This is a genomic window from Pseudomonas sp. SG20052 (assembly GCF_031766055.1).
Taxonomy (GTDB): Bacteria; Pseudomonadota; Gammaproteobacteria; order Pseudomonadales; family Pseudomonadaceae; genus Aquipseudomonas; species Aquipseudomonas mandelii.
Window position 1 is genome coordinate 2,706,041 of record NZ_CP134498.1, and the last position, 14,587, is coordinate 2,720,627.

Annotated in this window: 16 protein-coding genes; 4 read left to right on the forward strand and 12 right to left on the reverse strand. The window is 58.8% G+C overall.

All coding sequences use genetic code 11. The features are described from left to right. Positions 1-27: 27 nt before the first annotated feature. From RHP74_RS12365 to RHP74_RS12380, 4 genes are all read right to left on the reverse strand, one after another. The gene (locus RHP74_RS12365) at positions 28-771 is read right to left on the reverse strand and encodes a hypothetical protein (protein WP_311099669.1); all 744 of its coding nucleotides are present in this window, start codon (positions 769-771) and stop codon (positions 28-30) included. A gap of 254 nt (positions 772-1,025) precedes the next feature. Further along, a complete protein-coding gene (locus RHP74_RS12370) occupies positions 1,026-1,274 on the reverse strand; it encodes a hypothetical protein (protein WP_083376984.1) in 249 nt (82 codons plus the stop codon). A 189-nt stretch (positions 1,275-1,463) separates the two neighbouring features. Further along, the gene (locus RHP74_RS12375) at positions 1,464-1,889 is read right to left on the reverse strand and encodes a hypothetical protein (RefSeq protein ID WP_311099671.1); all 426 of its coding nucleotides are present in this window, start codon (positions 1,887-1,889) and stop codon (positions 1,464-1,466) included. Positions 1,890-2,061: 172 nt separating this feature from the next. Then, positions 2,062-3,738, reverse strand: a complete 1,677-nt coding sequence (locus RHP74_RS12380) for an MFS transporter (RefSeq protein WP_311099673.1) — start codon at positions 3,736-3,738, stop codon at positions 2,062-2,064. A gap of 332 nt (positions 3,739-4,070) precedes the next feature. Between RHP74_RS12380 and RHP74_RS12385 the strand changes: the two genes are divergently transcribed. Then, positions 4,071-4,739: an ATPase gene (locus tag RHP74_RS12385; protein WP_102595582.1), complete on the forward strand. Its 669-nt coding sequence runs from the start codon at positions 4,071-4,073 to the stop codon at positions 4,737-4,739. Between the two features lie 275 nt (positions 4,740-5,014). Here the strand turns inward: RHP74_RS12385 and RHP74_RS12390 are convergent, their stop codons facing one another. Beyond that, on the reverse strand, positions 5,015-5,896 hold the full coding sequence (locus tag RHP74_RS12390) for a serine hydrolase domain-containing protein (protein ID WP_311099676.1): 882 nt from the start codon (positions 5,894-5,896) through the stop codon (positions 5,015-5,017). Between the two features lie 113 nt (positions 5,897-6,009). Between RHP74_RS12390 and RHP74_RS12395 the strand changes: the two genes are divergently transcribed. Then, positions 6,010-6,798, forward strand: a complete 789-nt coding sequence (locus RHP74_RS12395) for a DeoR/GlpR family DNA-binding transcription regulator (RefSeq protein ID WP_010459523.1) — start codon at positions 6,010-6,012, stop codon at positions 6,796-6,798. Between the two features lie 203 nt (positions 6,799-7,001). On the opposite strand, the gene yghX is transcribed toward RHP74_RS12395, so the two are convergent. Together yghX and RHP74_RS12405 are read right to left on the reverse strand one after the other, a co-directional pair. Next, on the reverse strand, positions 7,002-7,889 hold the full coding sequence (gene yghX / locus RHP74_RS12400) for a YghX family hydrolase (RefSeq protein ID WP_010459524.1): 888 nt from the start codon (positions 7,887-7,889) through the stop codon (positions 7,002-7,004). Between the two features lie 220 nt (positions 7,890-8,109). Continuing rightward, a complete protein-coding gene (locus tag RHP74_RS12405) occupies positions 8,110-9,873 on the reverse strand; it encodes an L-lactate permease (RefSeq protein ID WP_311099677.1) in 1,764 nt (587 codons plus the stop codon). Positions 9,874-10,116: 243 nt separating this feature from the next. On the opposite strand from RHP74_RS12405, the gene RHP74_RS12410 reads away from it, so the two are divergent. Beyond that, the gene (locus RHP74_RS12410) at positions 10,117-10,353 is read left to right on the forward strand and encodes a hypothetical protein (RefSeq protein WP_010459533.1); all 237 of its coding nucleotides are present in this window, start codon (positions 10,117-10,119) and stop codon (positions 10,351-10,353) included. Between the two features lie 31 nt (positions 10,354-10,384). Here the strand turns inward: RHP74_RS12410 and RHP74_RS12415 are convergent, their stop codons facing one another. Continuing rightward, positions 10,385-11,236 carry a CAP domain-containing protein gene (locus RHP74_RS12415; protein WP_311099680.1) on the reverse strand — a complete coding sequence of 284 codons (852 nt, stop codon included), beginning with the start codon at positions 11,234-11,236 and terminating at the stop codon, positions 10,385-10,387. Positions 11,237-11,402: 166 nt separating this feature from the next. Between RHP74_RS12415 and RHP74_RS12420 the strand changes: the two genes are divergently transcribed. Further along, on the forward strand, positions 11,403-12,023 hold the full coding sequence (locus RHP74_RS12420) for a cell wall hydrolase (RefSeq protein WP_010459537.1): 621 nt from the start codon (positions 11,403-11,405) through the stop codon (positions 12,021-12,023). Positions 12,024-12,074: 51 nt separating this feature from the next. Here the strand turns inward: RHP74_RS12420 and RHP74_RS12425 are convergent, their stop codons facing one another. From RHP74_RS12425 to RHP74_RS12440, 4 genes are all read right to left on the reverse strand, one after another. After that, on the reverse strand, positions 12,075-12,443 hold the full coding sequence (locus RHP74_RS12425; protein WP_311099681.1) for a hypothetical protein: 369 nt from the start codon (positions 12,441-12,443) through the stop codon (positions 12,075-12,077). A gap of 201 nt (positions 12,444-12,644) precedes the next feature. After that, positions 12,645-13,343, reverse strand: coding sequence for a dienelactone hydrolase family protein (locus RHP74_RS12430; protein ID WP_010459541.1), 699 nt, complete (start codon positions 13,341-13,343; stop codon positions 12,645-12,647). 37 nt (positions 13,344-13,380) lie between these two features. After that, the gene (locus tag RHP74_RS12435; RefSeq protein ID WP_010459543.1) at positions 13,381-14,004 is read right to left on the reverse strand and encodes a glutathione S-transferase family protein; all 624 of its coding nucleotides are present in this window, start codon (positions 14,002-14,004) and stop codon (positions 13,381-13,383) included. A gap of 53 nt (positions 14,005-14,057) precedes the next feature. After that, positions 14,058-14,573, reverse strand: a complete 516-nt coding sequence (locus RHP74_RS12440; RefSeq protein WP_102595340.1) for a DoxX family protein — start codon at positions 14,571-14,573, stop codon at positions 14,058-14,060. Positions 14,574-14,587 lie beyond the last annotated feature (14 nt).

A 14,587-nucleotide genomic window follows, 5' to 3' on the forward strand; every position in this document is an offset into this window, starting at 1 on the left:
ACCGCGAGGTTGCCCCCGGTGCGACGATTACACGGTTTTCCATGCACCGTCTTCGTAGCGACGGGTTGCATCGTTAACGACAGTCAGGTCGATTTCGATGGCCTTGGACCGCGACGTGCTGAACATGGTGCTGGTCTGCACGTTCTGCTCGAACCACACGAGAATGGTCTCGACAGGGGTCAAAACAGTGTTGCCGGTAACCACCTGCTTGGTGGCGACGTAGATCGGCGTGCTGACCTGCGTGCCGTCGATGCCGACTGACAACTGGTTGATGCCGGGGTGGATCGGGCCGTATTCGTTATCCAGGGTAATGGATATGTCTGGGCCGCCGGTTACCGCCTGGCCCAGCAAGCCTTCCGGGCTGAGTATTGATTGTTGCCCCAGGCCGATCGTGACGATGTTGGTCGACACCTTCACCGTCACGTCAGCCTGAAAAGTATTGGACCCGAACAGTTGGTATTGCGGGGTCCAGCTGAAGCCGTTGTTGCTCAGGTACTTGTCATAGGACTGCCAGACAACGTTATAGGCTTCGTTGCCGACTTTCTTGGCGAAGCACAGCTTGTAGCCTGACTGCTTGAGAAGGGTCAGGTCATCGGCTGCGATCTCGATCGTGACGGACTTTTGCGTGGCTGCCAGGGTTGACGTCAACACCTTGCAGTAGTCCGACGTTTTCAGAGCCGTGGGGGCAATGCTCTGGAACGACTTGAGGGCCTCTTGCACATCATTGTGAAGTTGCAGAGCTTGCTTGCTTACAGCGCTCGACTTACTCATGGCTTTCCTCTTCCTTGGTTGTGTTGGGCAATCAATGGGCAGCGGGCAGCGAATCCGACAAGTGATCGGGCAGCACCCTCTAAACACATTGACGGCTTCACAGTAGGCGCAGGATTCAGGGCGGCGAAGTGTCTTGGCGTTACAGCGGGGAGGGCGGTTAAACCAGCAAGGTAACAGCCTGCGTAACCGGGTTGTATCAAGGGAATCTGTGAGTTGAAACAGCGGAGCGGCCGTGCGACCGCCCCACCGTGGCTTCATGCAGTCGGGCTACTCACCTTCGCGTCGGCCCAGACGAAGTTCCAGCTGGTTCGTTTGCCCTTGGCAATCTCGATCAGCTTGTTCTCATATACGGTGTGATTGACCGTGCCGGTGTAAGTCAGCTTCCGGGCCGCGTTGGTCCCGGTGACTTCCCCGGGTTCGCCGCCAGATTCAGTCATGGCCTTTTTCATATCGGCTTCCGACGGGGCGCTGCTCTGGTTTTTTTCAACGGTTACGAAACTCATGGTGTCACCTCTTCCGTGATGGGGGGATCGGCGGACAGTCGGGTCAAGACGTTCTCGACCCGGCCAACACACCGAAGCCAATACTCTATTGGCCCGCCGGGCACCGCAGAAGTGACAACACGGTCGGTAAGGTAACACCGCGGATACAGCGAATCGCGCGATGTAACGGCGACGTATCAGCCAGTGGCATCATTTCGCTTTCCAGTGTCCACCGCCCGATTCGCAATCAGTCTTCGATTGGGCCAAGTGTTCCGCACCGTAGTAATACGTGGTGATCTGGGCGTTATCGGGGATGTTCGGCGACTTGCTGTTCTTGTCCTTGCTGGTGGAGTGAGGGTTGGCCAGGGATTCCTGGGTCAGGGTCGCGATGCAGGAGGCCTGATAATGATCGTCGCACTGGTCGACTTTTTTCTTGGTGCTGGTGAGCATGTCCTTGCTCTCGTTGCTGCATGACCAATCGATGGCATTTACCGGCATGCCTTCGTACTCATAGCAACTATGGGACTCGACCACCGGAATGGAAGGGCTTTGGGATCGGGTCAGGACGTCACAGCCTTCAGCGAATACCAGCGTAGGGCTCAGGCTGGCGAACAGAAACAGCAGTCTACGGTTCATCGGGAATTCCTCTCCAATGGCGCTGCTCGTGATCAAAGATCGGCGCTTATGGAGTTTCGAAAACACGATGAGGCGTGGGGTTCAATTCGTTTTTGAGCCGCGACGGCATTTAATCCATCAGCGCGCAGTTAAAAGGGCTGCCCTCTCGCTCACGAGAGGGCAGGTGTCCGTTTTATGTGTGATGAATCTCCCGATCCTTGGTTTCCGGCATGAAGAATATGCCCAGGACGGCGGTCATCACGGCGATGACAATCGGGTACCAGAGGCCGTAGTAGATATCACCCGTGGCCGCGACCATGGCGAACGCGACCGTCGGCAGGAAACCGCCGAACCAGCCGTTGCCGATGTGGTAGGGCAGCGACATCGAGGTGTAGCGGATGCGCGCCGGGAACAGTTCCACCAGCCAGGCGGCAATCGGACCGTAGACCATGGTCACGTAGATCACGAGGATGGTCAGAAGCAACAGCACCATCGGGTAGTTGGTCTTGGCCGGGTCGGCTTTCTCGGGGTAACCGGCTTCTTTGAGGGCGGTGCCGAGAGTGGCGGTGAACGCGTCGTTCTTGGCCTTGAAGTCGGCGGCCGGCATGCCGGTGCCCTCGAAACTCTGAAGCACTTTATCGCCGATGCGCACCTGCGCGACCGTGCCCGGTTCAGCCTTTTCGTTCTTGTAGGGGATGGCCCGTTTGGCCAGCACGGTCTTGGCGAGGTCGCAGGAACTGGTGAATTTGGCCTTGCCGACCGGGTCGAACTGGAACGAGCACTGGTCGGGATCGGCGATCACCGTGACCGGGTTCTTCTCCTGCGCGATGAACACGTCGGGGTTTCCGTACTGAGTCAACGCATGGAAGATCGGGAAGTAGGTCACTGCTGCGAGGATGCAGCCGGCCATGATGATGCCTTTGCGGCCGATACGGTCGGACAGGCTGCCGAAGATGACGAAGAACGGCGTGCCGATCAGCAGCGAGCCAGCAATCAGCAGGTTAGCCGTCTGCGCGTCGATCTTCAGTGTCTGCAGCAGGAAGAACAGCGCGTAAAACTGCCCGGTGTACCAGACGACCGCCTGGCCGGCCGTACCGCCGAGCAGGGCCATGATCACGATTTTCAGGTTATCCCAGCGGGCGAAGGATTCGGTCAGCGGCGCCTTGGAAGACTTGCCCTCTGCCTTCATTTTCACGAATACCGGTGATTCGCTGAGCTGCAAGCGGATGTACACCGACACAATCAGCAGCAGGATCGACAGCAGAAACGGAATCCGCCAGCCCCAGGCCTCGAAAGCTTCGTTGCCCAGGATCGTCCGGCAAGCAAGGATCACCAGCAGCGAAAGGAACAGGCCCAGGGTCGCGGTGGTTTGAATCCATGAGGTGAAATAACCGCGTTTGCCTTTTGGCGCATGCTCCGCGACGTAGGTCGCCGCGCCACCGTACTCACCGCCCAGCGCCAGGCCTTGCAACAGGCGCAAGGTGATCAGGATGATCGGCGCCGCCACGCCAATGGTCGCGTAGCCGGGCAGAAAACCGACGACGGCGGTGGAGACACCCATGATCACAATGGTGATGAGGAACGTGTGCTTGCGCCCGATCATGTCACCCAGGCGCCCGAACACGATGGCGCCGAAGGGACGCACCGCGAAACCCGCAGCGAACGCGAGCAGCGCGAAGATGAAGGACGTTGTCTCATTGACCCCGGCAAAAAAATGCTTGGCGATGATCGCGGCCAGGGAGCCGTAAAGGTAGAAGTCGTACCACTCGAACACGGTGCCCAGGGACGAGGCAAAAATGACCTTGCGCTCCTCCTTGGTTATACCGCGTTGGGGCGCGCTGCCCGTGGAGATGTTGTCGATTGCGGCCATGAGTCTTCTCCGTCGTTCTTGTTATAGGCCGGAGTACCTTGTTACCTCTTTGCCGCACCCAGGCCCTTGGGCTGATGTCGTCGGATTACGGATTGCACGAAGCATGCACACAGGTTGACCGCCTCGCATCGCTGCAAGGTTTCTTGAAGCATAATCGGCTTCACGCAGATATCCACTCGACGTCACTTCTCACCCCACGGAGTCACGCCTGACGCCTCGGTACGCAACCATTCGTTTAATCAATAATCACCATCAAGGAATGCAAGTTCTGTTTTTTTGTCATGAGAGGAGGATAGCGTCATACCAAAGTCGCCTCTGAAGGAACCTGCGCGATGAGAATCTCTACCTTGCTGGCCCTTGTCGCCGTATTGACCGGCAGTATTGCCGCCACCGTGCCGGCCTACGCGGCCGATCCGTCCTGCCATTTCCTGCCGATGGGCGATAGCCCCGCGAGCTTGCAACCCACTCAGTCGGTGGGCGTGCTCTACAGCGAAAACACCCTCAACACGATCGAATACCTTGAGCAGTACCATTCGGTCGCGCTGAATGGTGCGAAGAACCCGGCGCTGGATTCGCGCATCAGCAGCGCCTTCGTCAACAGCTCCGATCCTAAGCGGGCGATCAACTGGCTGATGGGGTCGCTGCAAAAACAATTTGCTTCGGTGACCGTCTACGACAATCTCGACGCCCTGGTACAAGCCCATCCCGATGTGGTGGTGATGCTCGACACCTACAACCGTCTGGTGTCCAAGCGCAACAACCAGGTCGAAGCGCGATTCCTCGCCAAGTTCTACGACTCGAACCTGCAATACATCGGCAAGGCTGAAGGCTCACGTGAGCAGCAGATGCCTTCGGTGTGGGTGCATGGCAAAGCTGCCCCGGAAATTGCTGCGCAAATCGACCAGCAAAATGCGGTGCAGATAAATGCGTTGAAGCAGTTTGATGCGTCGTTGAAGGCGTTGGTGACGTCTGGTAATGGGGCGCAAGTCGCCAGTTACTGATGCACATTCAACGTGATCAATAACTTACTTGTGAATTCCACACATTGAGGTGTGACCGCTTCTGACCTGTGGCGAGGGAGCTTGCTCCCGTTCGGCTGCGCAGCATTCGTAAATCCAGTGCACGCGGTTTATCTGAATGATCCGGGTTGCGGATTTTGGGGCCGCTTCGCGCCCCAGCGAGAGCAAGCTCCCTCGCCACAGGATATTGGTGAGTTCAACGTATCGAGGCCTCAACGCTCCTTTTTTGAGGAAGGGCGGTCAGGTGATTTTCAGGTTTATTCAAGTGCCGCGCATATCAGGTGGCGCACGACCTCGGCCTCCACAGCGCCTTCATCGCCACCCTCATCAAATACCGCGCAACTCGCCGTGCGGTTTCCATCAATGCAGCGGTAAACCGCAATGATGCTGCCCGGTCCGGCTCCCGTGTGACCACTCAAGGTCAGGCCACTTTCCACCGTGCCCTGCATCAGACCGAGGCCGTATCCCGGAGCAACCCAGGGACGCCCAGCGATCGGTCCGCCCAGCGTGCGTACCGTTTGCATCTCCCGCAGCAGTGATTGCGGCAACAGATGCCCGTCCAATAGACGATCCAGACACAGGGCCGCTTCAACAAGCGGGCCGACCAGCAAACCGTGATAAACCCAGCCCGGGTCGTAAGTCGAAGCCGCTCCCATGTTGACGTACGCCAGATCGGCGCGGGTCGTGGCGAGGCGGATGCGCGATAAACCGAGCGGGGCAAACACGCGTTGCGTCAGCGCTTCTTCAAGTCTCAGCCCCGTGACGCGCGCAATGAGCCTGGCGATGAACAAGTAGCCGACGTTCGAGTATCGCCAGCCGTCTCCGGGTGCATAACGTAACCTGGTCGCATCAAGACGCTGCAGCATTTCGGCGGCTGACCACGGTGTCTCATGGCGCGCGACGGCGGTGTGGTAATCGGCGAGTTCACTGTAATCCGCCAATCCGGCTTCATGCCGCAGCAGTTGACGCAACGTGAACGGGCCTTCAGGCACTCCCTCATCCAGACCGATCAATCCATCACGCACCAGCGACAACGCTGCGGCGGCGAGAACTGTCTTGGTGAAACTCCACCAGGGCACGGTTACGTCGGGCTGCTCAGGCGTGAGGAGTGAACCTTTTGAGACAAGGGCGAAGGGCATGGGCTGACTGCTCTGGGGGAGACGCCGGGGAGTTTGCCAGAAAACAAAACCGCGATTGTGTTTACGCAACGGTTTGGCTAATCTCGCACAAACACGCAAACTCAGGCATAAACATGCAAGATCAGCATTCGGCCACCGAGCTTCCTTCCGTGCGCCGGCAAAAAATCCTCCTGATCCTCGAGCGCGACGGCAAGGTCATGGCCTCGGAATTGAGCCAACATTTCGCCGTTTCGGAAGACACCATTCGCCGCGACCTGTCGGAGCTGCACAGCGCCGGCCTGGTGCAACGCGTGCACGGTGGCGCGCTGCCTCGGCCCAAGGATACGGGCAAGGATTTCCTCACTCGGGTAGGTGAAACCGACGAGGTGAAAGTGCACCTCGCGCAACTTGCCGCGCGACACGTCCGGGATGGTCAGATCGTGATGTTCGATTCGGGGAGTACCACGCTGCAGATCGCCCGGTCCTTGCCTTCGACTATTTCCATCACGGCCATCACCACATCGCCGTTAACCGCGATTACCCTCGCGGAATACCCTGGCATCAAGGTGATTCTGGCGGGTGGGCAACTTAACCTGGCGACGATGTCGGTCAGCGGTCACGAGACCGTGCGCTTGTTGCAAGGCATCAAGGCTGACGTGCTGTTTACCGGGGTTTGTGCGATTCATCCGGAGGTCGGCATCAGCTCGCTGCATTTTGATGAGGTGCCAGTGAAGCAGGCGCTGTTTGACAGTGCCTCTCAAGTGATCGCCGTCACCACGGCGGACAAATTGGGTGCGGTGGAACCGTACATCGTCGTGCCGTGCTCACGTTTGCACACCCTGATTACCGAGCGTCACGTGGCGTCAGGCGACATCGACGACTATCGCAAGCTGGGAATCGAAGTGGTGCAAGCGCACGCCTGAGCGATCAGCCATGCCCCAGGGCAATCGCAAACGACACCACGATCAAGCACGCAAACGCAAAATTGATGTTCATGAAGCTTTCGCCCGAATAATCAGAAGTGGCGTCATCCTGAACTCGCCGCTTAAAAATAAGAAATTCGGCTTCATGATTTAAAAGATCGAAGCAATTGATAACGGTGTAGCCCACACCTGCAAACAGCAGCCTAAACCAGGTATTTGTTGAACCAGGCCACGGTCCTGTCCCACGCGAGCTTCGCAGCGGCTTCATCGTAGCGAGGCGTGGAATCGTTATGAAAACCGTGATTGCAGCCTGCGTAAATGAATGCCTCGTAAGTTTTGCCCGACGCTTTCAACGCTTTCTCATACGCCGGCCATCCTTCATTGATGCCCTTGTCCAGTTCGCCGTAATGCAACAGCAGCGGCGCCTTGATTTTCGGCACATCCTCAGCCTTTGGCTGACGGCCATAAAAGGGCACGGCCGCCGCCAGTTCCGGGTAGGCCACCGCCGCCGCATTGGAGACGCCGCCGCCATAGCAGAACCCGGTGATGCCGACCTTCCCCGTGGTCTTGTCATTTTTCATCAACCAGTCAATGGCGGCGAAAAAGTCATTCATCAGCTTTTCCGGATCGACAGTCGCTTGTAACTCCTTGCCTTTTTCATCGTTGCCCGGATAGCCGCCCACCGAACTCAGGCCATCGGGTGCGAGGGCAATAAACCCCGCTTTGGCAACGCGCCGGGCGACGTCCTCGATGTAAGGGTTGAGCCCACGGTTTTCATGCACGACCAACACCGCCGGCACCTTGCCGGTGGCTTTGGCCGGGCGCACCAGATAGCCGCGGACATTGCCGTGGCCCTTGGGTGAGGGATAGGAAATGTACTCGGGGAGGATGTCCGGGTCGGTGAATTCAACCTGCTCGGCGAGCGCGTAGTTCGGGCTCAGGGAGGCGAGGAGGGCGCTGGCTGTCAAACCGCCCAGGGTGAACAGCGCTGCTCGATCAAGAAACTCGCGCCGGTTGATCTTGCCGTGGGCGTAGTAGTCGTAGAGCTCCAGCAGTTCCGGGGCGAAGTCTTTGGCGGTGAGACGTTCCATGGGGGCACTTCCCGTTGGTTCAGGATCTGAATCAGTAAAGCAGCGTTTGGCGCACTGACTCAGTTTTCGAAACAGGACGCCGGCAACGCCAGCGCCCGTCTGGACATTGGTCGCCTGGATATTCAGATCATTGCCGCGACGCAGAATCGGCCGATAACCCGCATGCTGCTTGAGCCAGACGGCATTATCGGTCTCGCGCCGCAACAACCAAGCGATGTGTTTAGTGTCCGCCCACCACCATACTGCTGAACGGCGCCACATAAGCCTGCAACGTCACCAACCCACCGACCAAGATCGCCAGCACAATCGAGTGGAAGAACACATATCGCAGAATCTCCCCTTCATGCCCGTACCAGCGAGTCGCCGTGGACGCGACCACGATCGACTGGGCGTCGACCATTTTGCCCATGACCCCACCGGAACTGTTGGCTGCGGCCATCAGCACCGGGCTGATGCCCAGTTGCTCGGCGGTCACTCGTTGCAAGCCGCCAAACAGCACGTTGGAGGCGGTGTCGGAGCCGGTCAACGCCACGCCGAGCCAGCCCAGGAGGGTGCCGAACATGGGGTAGAAGATGCCGGTCGCGGCGAAGGCCAGGCCCATGGTGGCGTCGAGGCCCGAGTAGCGCGTGAGGAAACCGAGCGCAAGCATGGCCACGATGGTGATGAGTGAGTAACGCACCACCCACAGCGTTCGCAGGTATTGGCGGGCCAGTTGCGGGATGGAATAACCCATCAGCAGGCCGCCGACGATGGCCGCCAGGAGGATGCCGCTGCCGGTGCTGGTGAACCAGGTGAATTTGTAGACCGCTTCCTCGGTTTTTGCCGCGGGCACCACGGGCGGCACCTTTTCGATTTGCTGGTGAATGGTGGTGAAGGTCACGATCGGGGCGAAGATCGGGTTGGCTTCGCGCATCGGTTTGCCCTGAGGGTCGAGCTTGGCCGAATTGGTGGCCGGATCGAATGCCGGGCGGGTATCGAACATGTTCTTGAAGCCCTGAGTGCCCCAGGCGAATACAAACACGGTGAGGATGATCCACGGCATCCAGGCGCGCATCACCGCCGGTTTGGCATCACTGGCGAAGGTCCCGCTGGCCTCGGGTTTTTGCTGATGCTCCTCGTCGATCTTCGAGTTGTCGACATGCCCAGTCAGGGCCGCCGAGGTGTGGATCGTGGCCGGTTTCCAGACCTTGAGGAAACCGGTCAGGCACGCCATGGAGATCAGCGCGGCGATCACGTCCACCAGCATCGGCCCGTGGTAGTTGGACACCAGAAACTGCGGCACGGCGAAACTGACCCCGGCTACCAGAATGGCCGGCCAGATTTCCAGCATTTTGCGCCAGCCGGCAAAGGCCCAGATCAACCAGAACGGCACGAGCACCGAGAAGAACGGCAACTGCCGGCCGACCATCATCGACAGCTCCATTTCATCCAGGCCGGTGACCTTGGCCAAGGTGATGATGGGCGTGCCCAGTGCACCAAACGCCACGGGCGCGGTGTTGGCGATCAGCGCCAGGCCTGAGGCGGCCAGCGGCGAGAAGCCCAAGCCGATCAGAATCGCCCCGGTCACCGCCACCGGCGTGCCGAACCCGGCAGCCCCTTCAAAGAAGGCGCCGAAGCAGAAGGCGATCAGCAGCAGTTGCAGGCGTCGATCGTCGGTGATGCGCGCAAGGGAATCCTGAAGCACTTTGAACGAACCGTTTTCGGTGGTCAGCCGGTGCAGGAAGATGATGTTGAGGACAATCCAGCCAATCGGCAGCAGGCCGTTGGCGGCGCCGTAGAGTGCCGCCGAGCCGGCCATGTCCGCGGGCATGCCGAAGGCAAAGATGGCAATCAACAGCGCCGAGCCAAGGGCCAGCAAGGCTGCCAGATGTGCCTTGATATGGAAAAACGCCAGGGACGCCAGCATCACCACCACCGGCACCGCCGCCATGATGGTTGAAAGCACCGGGTTACCAAAGGGATCGTAGATTTGCTGCCAGACCATGTTCCACCTCTGCTTTTTATTGTTAGTAGTGCAGGCCCCGGACGGGGTTGGTGGCATGGAGTATAGGTGGCATTACGCCGCTGTCCTGTGAAGTTTGTCGGCGTTAATACCTTGTATCAGTGTCCAGTCCTGACCCGGCCGATCTTCTACTACGCTCAGAAAGAATGACGGCGCGAGCCCCGATCCAGGGCTTGCGCGTCCAATGCTCTGGCCCGATCCATTCACCACGAGAGGGAGACAGCGATGACTGAACGCCATGAGGAACACAAGGAAACGCTATCCAACGGATGCAGGATCGACGTGAAAGCCGAGATATTGAGGGACGGCTCCCTGAAGATGTTCATCGGTGTTTACCGGCCGGATGGCTCGGTCATAAAAGAGGACAATGACCCGCGTCCGCATCTGTTGGACATGGAGGACGCTTTGGCCTGGGCAGTTGAAAAAGCCAAAGACATCGGTAACCGCCAGCACACGTTGTAAGAGCGGTGAACCACCGCTCTGACCATCGCCTTTATTGCGTACCAAACATGGCTGTCCAGTAAATCCCGGCGTCACTCTTTGGATCAACCGCATAGGCCGCGCCCAGTTCGCGGAACTGTGGGTTCATCAGGTTGGCGCAATGCCCGGGGCTGGCCAGCCAGCCATCGACGACCTTGCGCGGGGTGTCTTGCCCGGCAGCGATGTTCTCGCCGATTTCCTGATAGGTGTATCCCGCCAGTTCAGCGCGATCCCCCGGTGTGCGACCGTCCTGGTCCTTGTGGTCGAAGAAATTGTTATTCGCCATGGCCCGGGTATGCGCTTCGGCCGCGGCCGCCAACGTCGCATTCCAGGCCAGCGGCGTGGTCGCGGCAAACGGTTGGCCGCCGCACTGGCGCGGCTGGGCGCGGGCGGTATTGAGCAAGCCCAGCAACTTCTGGCCCTCAGCCGCGGCGTCACCCATGCGCGCGGTCAATTGCGGTCGCGCGAGCACAATGCGCCAGTCGCGACCCTGGTGGCTGACACCGACGTCGATGAATTGCGGGTTCAGCACGACCTGGCAGAAGCTCTCCTTGATCGCCGTCATGGCGGACTGTGCATCACGCGGTCCGGACAACATAATCGCTTGCACGTTGGTCATCGGGTACGACGCTTGAGCCATGGCCTGCTGCAAGTCGACAGCTCCGCTGGGCGACAGGTTCAGGCGCGAATCGCTCGTCAGCGGCGGCAACACCGATGACGCCTGACCGGCGCAACGCTGTACCTGGCTGCGGTAAACGTTGATCGACTCGACCAATTGCGTTTCTTCGCTGGCCACAGCAGTGGCGGCGAACACCAACCCCAGTGGCAACACGGCAAAACGCATAGCGGATGACAGGACGCGCATGGAAATCTCCCTTGAATTGACTGCGCCCATGATGCGCGATTCCACCCCATGCCGCGCAATGCCTTTTTGCGCTTTGTTGTCCGGCGGTTGACATGATTTGGCTACTACACTGAAGCCAAGTCGCCAAACGGGCGCTTCCCTCGACGCCAAACAGAGTGTCTCCATCATGTCCTTCAAATGGTCCGTTGCGTTTCTCGTGATTACCCTTGTCGCAGGCCAGGTTATTGCCGACGACCAGCAGCAAAAAAAAGAAGTGGCTGAAGACAAGGCTCAGGTGCTTGAGCAAAAAGCCGCGGACAAGAGCGCCGATGTACCGGTGCCTAAATCCGAGGCGATCACCCAATCCGAAGTCCAGGCCGTCGATCCCGCCGGCAAGTCTCCGCTGGACGATGCAATAACCTGCATGGCCCGCTCCATCTACTGGGAGGCCAAAGGCAAGGACACCGACGACATGGCCGCCGTCGCCAACGTGGTCATGAACCGCCTCGGCCACGCTGGTTTCCCCGACACCGTGTGCGCGGTGGTCAAGCAAGGCTCCGAGACCAAGAGCTGCCAGTTCTCGTGGTGGTGCGACGGGCGCCCGGACACCGTCCAGGAAGAGACGCAATATGCCCTGGCCAAGGAAATCGCGCGCAAGGCGCTGAACAAGCAGCTCCCGGATCGCACCGGTGGCGCGATGTATTTTCATGACCGCACGGTGAAACCGGACTGGGCCAAGGAGTACATCAAAACCGCTGAAATCGGGATGTTCCGGTTTTATAAACCGCATGATGGTTCGGCGAAGTAGGGGGCACTAACCACGTCGAATATCGCCTTGCCAAGGAGTGACGCGCCTTTCTCAGAAGAGGTAGAGAAGGGTTGCAATGACCACAACGACCCCTGACCCCATAACGAGTATTTTTGATGATGACGTGCCGGACACCGGTTGCGCACCCCCATCAGCTCCCGAAGTGCCTTCACTGAGCATTTCGATTGAGGCAGGGCTGATAAGGCTGGGTGACCGGTGATTGGAAACATGAGGATTGCTCATTCGCAGGCTGTAGCCTTTGTCGACCCAGAGAGGCAGTTCATCCGGGTTTGCGACACGGATATAGTCCTTCTCGAATCGAGTCATGCTGACCACGTAATGTCCATCCTCATGCCTGTGTGGCCGTAAAACGGTTCCAATCGCATTGCCCCTCTTAACAACGGCTTGAAGTTTTAACATTGGATTTTGCTCCATCACTTCTGGCTAGAACTTCGCGTAATTCAACGCATCGATAAGGGCCGAACCGCCAATGCCGGTCACACGGTGCTTGCCAGACCTGAAAGATGTGGCGACCCGACTTGCCCGATGGGGCCATCACGGGCACAGAAAAAAGGCACCTTCATCGCTTGATGAAGGTGCCTTTTGCATAGGCGTCGGTTTTTACAACTCCTGCCCTAAAAAGATCAACGTATTGCCATGGGCCTCAGCCGCTGCACGCTGGTTGTAGCTGTCGCGATGCGAGCAGTTGAAGCCATGCTCGGCCTCCGGGTACACGACGATTTCCACGTTGTCGTTGTTGTCGAAACGCTCGGCGATTTTCTCCACCGCTTCCAGGGGAATGTGGCTGTCCTGTTCACCGAAGTGCATCAGCAACGGCACCTCGATTTCATCGGCGCGGTCCAGATGGTTCTGGATGCCGCCACCGTAGTAGGCGATGGCCACATCCACCAGGCCGTTAGTGGCGGTGAGGTAGGACAGCAAGCCGCCGAAGCAATAACCGATGGAAGCGATGCCGCCGTCCAGGCCCGGTTGCGCATCGAGCGCTTCGATGGCCAGTTTGATGTCGTCCTGCGCCTTATCGATGTCGGTGGCGTTCATCAGCTCGACGGCGCGTTTCCAGCCCGCTTCGTCGTAACCCAGTTCGATACGGTGGCCGTTGCGCCAGAACAGGTCCGGCGCAATCACCAGGTAACCATCGGCGGCGTATTGCTCCGCGACCGAGCGGATGTGTTCATTCACGCCGAAGATCTCCTGGATCAGCACGATCCCCGGACCTTTGCGAGTATGCGGAATCGCCAGGTAAGCGCCGAAGGTGCCTTCGTCGCTGTCGATCTCGATCCATTGGGTGGTTACGCTCATGGTGGCTCCTGTCTACGCAAGTGAGTGAGGTTGAGGCTTATTTCGGCTGCGTGGCCTTGTAGCTTGGCAGAGACTGCATACGTTTCCACCATCCGTCGAAACCGTCCACCGAAAACACCTGTGGCGCATCCGGCGTCATCGCGATGTAGGCGCAGCCCGGTGCCAGGTAAAAGTCACCGATACTGGGTTCAAGACCGGCGATATACGGATCGGTGCCTTTTATTTTCATCAGCTCGCGCAACACCCGTTTCGAATGTTCGATCCCTTTGCGGCGCGCCTCTTCATTCTGACCGCCAATGAAGTCAGGAAAAAGATGGTAGCCGAACACTTGCACCAGGTTGCCATAGCCATAGGCATCGTAGATGCCCTGGGCCATGTGAGTGCGAGCGCGGTCGTGGGCGTTATCCGGTGTGATGGACGGCCCGGGCAGGACTTCGTCCAGATAGGCGATGATCGCGCCGGTTTCGATGACCCGAAAGCCGTCATGGTCGATGACGGGCACCTTGCCGAAAGGGTGCCGCACCAAATGTTCCGGCAGATGCGGCTCGCCTTTGATCACATTGACCTGCACCTGGTCGAAGTCCGCGTCTTTTTCCGCAAGCAGCATTTTCACTGTGCGCACATAGGTACTGCCGTCAAAACCGTAGAGAGTGAGGCTCATGGCGATTGCTCCGTTTTCAAGGGAGTGGAGGACGCGCCCGAGACTCTGGTCGGTCAACGGTTATGGCGACGCCAGAAGAATCGAGCCAACAGTGCATCCAGGCTGAGCTTGCCGGCACCCGAGAGCAACAACGGCATCATGGCGGCGAGGTAGATCAGCGGCAGCTTGAAGTTGCCGTGACCCTTGTTGCTGATGGCGTAACCCTGGGCAAGCTCACTCAATGTAGACCAATCGGCCGGCCAGTGAACGGCAGCGGTCGCGACAATCGTGACAACGATCAGAATGATGGCCGACACCCGCGTCCCGAAGCCGACCAGGATGGCCAGGGCGCAAATCAGCTCCGCCCACATCGACAGCTCCCAGTTCAGCGTGGCCGGCACGTGGTTGAACGGAAACGGGAAGGCGTCCTGGATGTCGGCGAACCAGTTCTCGCCGTTCCATTTTTCCAGGCCCGACTCGAAGAATTCCCAAGCAATGAACAGCCGCAGCGTCAAAGGCGCGAGCCAGCTGCCGGCACGATCAAGGTTTAGGTGCAGGCCTTTCACGGCCGATGAAAGTGAGGTGGTCATGAGCGTGATCTCCG

What these genes read in the sequence shown, in the direction of transcription:
- yghX (WP_010459524.1), bottom strand. Translation starts at nt 7,889, where the DNA reads ATGGAACGTCTCACCGCCAAAGACTTCGCCCCGGAACTGCTGGAGCTC.
- RHP74_RS12365 (WP_311099669.1), bottom strand. Translation starts at nt 771, where the DNA reads ATGAGTAAGTCGAGCGCTGTAAGCAAGCAAGCTCTGCAACTTCACAAT.
- RHP74_RS12375 (WP_311099671.1), bottom strand. Translation starts at nt 1,889, where the DNA reads ATGAACCGTAGACTGCTGTTTCTGTTCGCCAGCCTGAGCCCTACGCTG.
- RHP74_RS12435 (WP_010459543.1), bottom strand. Translation starts at nt 14,004, where the DNA reads ATGAGCCTCACTCTCTACGGTTTTGACGGCAGTACCTATGTGCGCACA.
- RHP74_RS12390 (WP_311099676.1), bottom strand. Translation starts at nt 5,896, where the DNA reads ATGCCCTTCGCCCTTGTCTCAAAAGGTTCACTCCTCACGCCTGAGCAG.
- RHP74_RS12425 (WP_311099681.1), bottom strand. Translation starts at nt 12,443, where the DNA reads ATGTTAAAACTTCAAGCCGTTGTTAAGAGGGGCAATGCGATTGGAACC.
- RHP74_RS12380 (WP_311099673.1), bottom strand. Translation starts at nt 3,738, where the DNA reads ATGGCCGCAATCGACAACATCTCCACGGGCAGCGCGCCCCAACGCGGT.
- RHP74_RS12420 (WP_010459537.1), top strand. Translation starts at nt 11,403, where the DNA reads ATGTCCTTCAAATGGTCCGTTGCGTTTCTCGTGATTACCCTTGTCGCA.
- RHP74_RS12395 (WP_010459523.1), top strand. Translation starts at nt 6,010, where the DNA reads ATGCAAGATCAGCATTCGGCCACCGAGCTTCCTTCCGTGCGCCGGCAA.
- RHP74_RS12410 (WP_010459533.1), top strand. Translation starts at nt 10,117, where the DNA reads ATGACTGAACGCCATGAGGAACACAAGGAAACGCTATCCAACGGATGC.
- RHP74_RS12415 (WP_311099680.1), bottom strand. Translation starts at nt 11,236, where the DNA reads ATGCGCGTCCTGTCATCCGCTATGCGTTTTGCCGTGTTGCCACTGGGG.
- RHP74_RS12430 (WP_010459541.1), bottom strand. Translation starts at nt 13,343, where the DNA reads ATGAGCGTAACCACCCAATGGATCGAGATCGACAGCGACGAAGGCACC.
- RHP74_RS12405 (WP_311099677.1), bottom strand. Translation starts at nt 9,873, where the DNA reads ATGGTCTGGCAGCAAATCTACGATCCCTTTGGTAACCCGGTGCTTTCA.
- RHP74_RS12440 (WP_102595340.1), bottom strand. Translation starts at nt 14,573, where the DNA reads ATGACCACCTCACTTTCATCGGCCGTGAAAGGCCTGCACCTAAACCTT.
- RHP74_RS12370 (WP_083376984.1), bottom strand. Translation starts at nt 1,274, where the DNA reads ATGAGTTTCGTAACCGTTGAAAAAAACCAGAGCAGCGCCCCGTCGGAA.
- RHP74_RS12385 (WP_102595582.1), top strand. Translation starts at nt 4,071, where the DNA reads ATGAGAATCTCTACCTTGCTGGCCCTTGTCGCCGTATTGACCGGCAGT.